Source organism: Escherichia albertii NBRC 107761 = DSM 17582 (genome assembly GCF_000759775.1).
Taxonomy (GTDB): domain Bacteria; phylum Pseudomonadota; class Gammaproteobacteria; order Enterobacterales; family Enterobacteriaceae; genus Escherichia; species Escherichia albertii.
In genome coordinates, this window is sequence record NZ_BBMY01000180.1 from 1 (window position 1) to 6,247 (window position 6,247).

A 6,247-nucleotide genomic window follows, 5' to 3' on the forward strand; every position below is an offset into this window, starting at 1 on the left:
CACCAAGAAATGCAGTGGGTAATTCCGGGTCAAACTGAATCTATTTACTGCCAGCTAGATGGCGGCTGGAAATGCATTGCACATTACGGTGCGGCAACAACCAATATTTAATAAGATGTTTAAAAGTAACACCAGGATTAATCGCTATATAATACTGGTGATGTGACTTTATCCACACCAGACATTATCTGTCCAACAAATGAGCGATTTTTGATAGTATCCCGGTCGTTAGTCCTTAAACTATTATCAGTTATTATATTAATCAAACATGCGTGTCAAGTTATATTAAAGAGGCTGAATCATGATTGATGGAAAATATTCGCAAATATAAATTCCTTATCTAAATTTATATTTATCAATACATCCAGAAATTATTTTTAAATTTCTATAAAAACTTCACATATAAAGGGTAAAAGAATATGCCACAATCAATCATTATAGACAAATACAATACGCACTCAAACTATAACGCAACTATCCATGAAGTCTTTAATTCAGATACTCATATCGGTGTTGAAAGCCTACTTAAACAAATCAGTTATGATATCAAACATCAAAATGATAACTTTATTAAACGCGCACTAGTTCTTATTATGCATTTCATTTTAAATCCCGACGTTCTCGAATTAACACTGGACAGGTACTCATCAACAACAGAGAAAATATTTTCCAATGCTAAAAGAAATGGGCAATATGAGTTTGAATTCGTCGATATTAAAGTAAACTTCATGCCGCAGAATGAGAAAGATGGTATATTAACAGTCAGCAGCAATAACATGAACCATAGTGGTCGCGCAGAAATTAGTCAAATAAATGAATTAATCAAAACAATAGAACAAAAAGGTCAACTGCCAATTTATATTGACATGCAAAACTTTAAAGAGAGTGTTATAAATATTTCGCGTAGTGAAGTACAAGAATTACCTGAAGAACAACATTTGCCATTTGATAAATTTTTAACCTATGCCTACAAAGAAACAAATTCATTTAATGTTGTTTTAGATGCAAACCAACAATACCGTCATCTGGATAATTTCATGATTTATTATGATCCAATAGATAAACAATTAACCATTCGGGATAATAAAAACACAGTAGACATGATTCCATTAACAAACTTACAATGGGAAAACCTACTTAAGTACGCTTCAAAAGGCCACCAACAATCAAACACAATTGATTCAAACGATAGTAAAAACATTAAAGAATATATCTCTTCTCCTCAAGTCAGTGATTATTTCATTCCTGAAGTGAAGGACAGCATCGTAGAAGATCTTTATAGTATTGCAAATTATTCCCCGGACAAGACAAGAACCAACGATGAGAACTGGAAAAGACTTTGTCAGGTATGTGATCAATACAATATTATTAAGAAGAATACAACCGATAGTAATAGTAAACTTCTAACGCGTGATATGACTATCTCCGACGCTAAAATAAAAATGACTTTCCATATTGGTGATTATGTTATAAACACTGTTGAGCAAGCTATTCCTAAAGACGACATGGGCCAGCTATCCCTCGAAGGTTTGGACTTATCGGGCATGAATTTATCCAGGTTTAATTTTTCTGGAATGAATCTTAGAAATGTCAATTTTCAGGACAGCATCCTTAAAAGAGCAATTTTCAATAATGCTACTCTTGACGGTGCTATACTTTTAGATTGTGACATCAATCATGCAGATTTTACTGACGCGTCATTAATGAAGGTCGATTTTGAATATGTTAACAATATGAAAGGAGTGATATTCTTAAGGGCTAATCTTCGGGAGTGCAATTTCAAGGGGCATGATTTCTCTGGTGTCAATTTTACCCAGGCAGACCTTCGAAACGCTAACCTCGAATATGTATTTTTTATAAACACGGTTCTCGATAAAACTCTTCTTGCTGGAGCCGTACTTAACCATTCCAATCTTTCAGGGAAGGATCTCTCAGGCTACGATCTCACTGGAGTCAAATTAAATCATACTATTTTAACAAAAACTATTTTAAATAAAGCCATCCTTGATGGTGCAGAGTTTAATTTTTCCACTCTAACCGAAACTGTTCTAACCGAAGCGACTGGTTCCAATATTAATTTTAATAGAGCCAGGATTACTAACGTAATATTCGACAAGGCAAATTTAAACAACGTCAGTTTCCACAGAGCATGGGGAAAATATGTTTCTTTTTACAAAACAAAAATGAACGAGATAGATTTCACGAACGCCAACTTTAACAATTTTATTTTCAATAACTCTGAAGCTGAATCGATAAATTTTTCCAAGGCTAAACTTGAAAACTGTTTTTTCATTGAGACTAACTGGTCTAATGTTAATTTTTCCGAAAGTAATATTCTGCACTCATCATTTTATAAGGCAATCTTCCAGGAAAAAGTTTATTTCGACAAAGCTACTTTTAAAAATGTTAACTTTAATAACGCCCAAATTCCTGAATCTCATTTTAATGGGGTTAAGTCGATTAATGTTTCCTTTCTCAATTCGAATCTTCATTTAGCAACTTTTGAAAACGTTAAAACGATTAATTCAATAAATACAGATGATGACTATTATGTGCGTACACCAAATGACGAGAGTGATATCACAATACAAATCTTTGAAATGAGACCTTCATCATCCCTGGATAAGTAACGTTGTCAGCCTAAGTAAATGATAAAAATCCTGCTGCCTAACAAAACGCCGTAGTAAGCTACCTGCGGCGTTTGTCATAAATTTATCCCACGTAAAATATTCATATCGTTTACCCTCACATCGACGCCTTAACAGATTAGCCCGGTGCGCTCCTGTGCGGCGCAACAGAGCTTCTGGCGACAGCCCTTATCAGCGGAGCGCAGTTACTCAAGCGTAAACACTTACGTTACGTTGCCGACGAATAATCACCTCCACTATGCAAAAAACGCATAGCCAGAAACATACTTGCATTTTCCCCATACCCACATGGCTGATAAGGTTTTTTGGCTCCAGGAATTTTCCTGGCAGTCGCAACACACATACACAAAAAACAATGGGGATTGTTATGACACAACAAGGGGATGCTGTGGCCGGAAAGCTGGCGACAGAAAAAGTAGGTATTAAAGGGTATCTGGCATTTTTTCTCACCATTATCTTTTTTTCCGGCGTTTTTTCCGGGACAGACAGTTGGTGGCGCGTTTTTGATTTTTCCGTTCTGAACGGATCGTTTGGACAACTGCCTGGTGCGAATGGAGCGACCACCTCGTTTCGCGGTGCTGGCGGCACTGGGGCCAAAGATGGCTTCCTCTTCGCGCTGGAACTGGCACCTTCAGTAATCCTTTCTCTGGGGATTATCTCTATTACCGATGGTCTTGGTGGGCTGCGTGCTGCACAGCAACTAATGACGCCTGTACTAAAACCTCTGTTGGGCATTCCGGGCATCTGTTCGCTGGCACTGATAGCCAACCTACAAAACACTGATGCTGCCGCCGGTATGACCAAAGAACTGGCGCAGGAAGGGGAAATTACCGAGCGCGATAAAGTGATTTTTGCCGCATATCAAACCAGCGGTAGCGCCATCATCACCAACTACTTTTCTTCCGGTGTCGCCGTGTTTGCCTTTCTGGGAACATCTGTAATCGTACCTTTAGCCGTCATCCTGGTGTTTAAATTTATCGGCGCCAATATTTTACGCGTCTGGCTTAACGTTGAAGAACGTCGCAACCCCACGCAAGGAGCACAAGCATGACGACTCAAGTCCGTAAAAATGTCATGGATATGTTTATCGATGGCGCACGCCGTGGCTTTACTATTGCCACCACTAACCTGTTGCCGAATGTGGTGATGGCATTTGTTATCATCCAGGCACTGAAAATTACCGGACTGCTCGACTGGGTAGGCCATATCTGCGAACCCGTGATGGCGCTGTGGGGATTACCGGGCGAAGCGGCAACCGTCCTGTTAGCCGCATTGATGAGTATGGGCGGCGCAGTCGGTGTCGCCGCCAGTCTGGCGACTGCCGGGACTCTGACCGGTCATGATGTTACCGTTTTGCTCCCCGCGATGTATTTGATGGGTAACCCGGTGCAAAATGTCGGGCGCTGCCTGGGGACAGCCGAAGTGAATGCCAAATACTATCCGCATATCATTACGGTCTGCGTTATTAACGCACTGCTGTCGATCTGGGTCATGCAGATTATTGTTTAACAAGGAGTTACCATGATTGATTTTTCCGCAGCTGGTTTTACCCTACTACAGGGAGCGCATCTGTATGCGCCTGAAGATCGGGGAATCTGTGATCTCCTCATCGCTAATGGCAAGATTATTGCGGTTGCCGACAACATCCCCGCAGACATCGTACCAGACTGTACCGTTGTTGATCTCAGTGGGCAGCTCCTCTGCCCAGGGTTCATTGATCAGCACGTCCATTTGATTGGCGGCGGCGGCGAAGCCGGCCCGACCACACGGACACCAGAAGTGGCGCTCAGCCGTCTGACAGAAGCCGGCGTCACATCCGTGGTCGGTCTGCTGGGCACCGATTCTATCTCTCGCCACCCGGAGTCACTGCTCGCCAAGACCCGGGCGCTCAATGAAAAAGGCATCAGCGCCTGGATGCTAACCGGCGCATATCATGTGCCTTCCCGCACCATTACGGGCTCTGTAGAAAAAGATGTGGCGATTATTGATCGTGTGATTGGCGTAAAATGTGCTATCTCAGACCACCGCTCAGCCGCACCGGACGTTTATCATCTGGCCAATATGGCGGCAGAATCCCGCGTTGGTGGTCTACTCGGCGGTAAACCTGGCGTCACCGTGTTCCACATGGGCGATAGCAAAAAAGCATTGCAGCCAATCTACGATATTCTTGAAAACTGCGATGTTCCTATCAGCAAGTTGCTGCCGACACACGTTAACCGCAATATTCCGTTGTTTGAACAGGCACTGGAATTCGCGCGCAAAGGCGGCACCATCGACATCACCAGTAGCATTGACGAACCGGTTGCCCCTGCCGAAGGTATCGCTCGCGCCGTTCAGGCCGGTATTCCACTGGCACGCGTCACCCTCAGTTCCGACGGCAATGGCAGTCAGCCATTCTTTGACGACGAAGGGAATTTGACGCACATCGGCGTTGCCGGTTTTGAAACGTTGCTGGAAACCGTGCAAGTGCTGGTCAAGGACTACGGATTCAGCCTCAGCGACGCCCTGCGCCCTCTCACCAGTAGCGTAGCCGATTTCCTCAACCTGACCGGGAAAGGCGAAATCCTGCCAGGCAACGATGCTGATCTGCTGGTCATGACACCGGAACTGAGCATTGAACAGGTGTACGCCCGCGGGAAGCTGATGGTCAAAGACGGTAAAGCGTGCGTGAAAGGAACGTTCGAATCAGCATAAGCCATTGCCAGCCGCCCGAACAGGCATAGACCCCCGCACGGGCGGCTGACAAAGAATAATGTAGGTTTGAAATTGTCTGGCTGCCCAAAGATGCCATTCAGCGAAAATTTCGCGGTAAGCGATTCTGAAAATAACGCCGGATAGTAATTAAACCATCCGGCAAACATATTTATTATCCTGAATAACTCAGGCTTTTGCTTCATTAAAGCGCAGTAAACGGAAACCTGTAGAAGCATAGATCAATGCAAATATCATCGAGCAGAAACAGAATACACAGTACGGCAGGTAACTAAACGTCGGAACGCCTAGTGTCGTTGCCATATACAATCCGGCAGCTGACCACGGAATAATTGGTGCACTCATAGTGCCAAAATCTTCCAGCGTCCTCGCTAAAACTAACGGTGATAAATTAAGATCTTCGAATTTCTTCATCATCAACTCAGAAATAACAATCTTATTTAAACCATCGGAACCGGTAAGCAAGTTAATGATAATCGCCAAAACACCACTTGCCAGGATAGCGCCAAAGGCACTTTTTATTTTGTTTGCCGCACTTTGTAACGTGACATCCATCATTCCTGTTCCCGTCAGAATGCCCGCAAACATCATGGCGCAGATAATAAATGACAGAAATCCTCCCTGATTATTAAGGCCGCCCTGCTCAAGCAGTTCTTTCACAGAAGGTAACAGCGTCGTTGAATCAGTGATCATTGTCAGACGGAAACCACTCATTGTAGCTTTAATACCTTCCGCCAGCGGGAAACCTTGATATAGCCATCCAACCAGTACTGCCACAAATGCGCTACTTAATAATGCCGGTACTGTGGGCAAACGCAAAAAGGTAAAGCACAGGACAATAAGCATAGGTAATAGCGGCAACAAACCAAAATCATATAACTCTTTGG

5 protein-coding genes and 1 pseudogene are annotated in these 6,247 nt (G+C 43.1%); 5 read left to right on the forward strand and 1 reads right to left on the reverse strand.

Annotation, left to right across the window (positions count from 1 at the left end; all coding sequences use genetic code 11):
- The 5 genes and pseudogenes from EA14781_RS25915 to iadA form a co-directional block, all read left to right on the forward strand.
- Positions 1–111 (forward strand): annotated as a pseudogene (locus tag EA14781_RS25915) (DUF3343 domain-containing protein); the annotation flags it as partial.
- A gap of 308 nt (positions 112–419) precedes the next feature.
- Complete coding sequence (locus tag EA14781_RS21400; protein ID WP_001136614.1) at positions 420–2,630, forward strand: pentapeptide repeat-containing protein; 2,211 nt, start codon at positions 420–422, stop codon at positions 2,628–2,630.
- Between the two features lie 385 nt (positions 2,631–3,015).
- Complete coding sequence (locus EA14781_RS21405; protein WP_002430334.1) at positions 3,016–3,699, forward strand: nucleoside recognition domain-containing protein; 684 nt, start codon at positions 3,016–3,018, stop codon at positions 3,697–3,699.
- Complete coding sequence (locus EA14781_RS21410; RefSeq protein ID WP_000211973.1) at positions 3,696–4,157, forward strand: YjiG family protein; 462 nt, start codon at positions 3,696–3,698, stop codon at positions 4,155–4,157. The genes EA14781_RS21405 and EA14781_RS21410 overlap by 4 nt, the downstream gene beginning before the upstream one ends.
- A gap of 12 nt (positions 4,158–4,169) precedes the next feature.
- Positions 4,170–5,342: a beta-aspartyl-peptidase gene (gene iadA / locus EA14781_RS21415; protein ID WP_000564970.1), complete on the forward strand. Its 1,173-nt coding sequence runs from the start codon at positions 4,170–4,172 to the stop codon at positions 5,340–5,342.
- 186 nt (positions 5,343–5,528) lie between these two features.
- Here the strand turns inward: iadA and EA14781_RS21420 are convergent.
- On the reverse strand, positions 5,529–6,247 hold a 719-nt coding region (locus tag EA14781_RS21420; protein WP_042336234.1), incomplete at its 5' end, for a Na+/H+ antiporter NhaC family protein.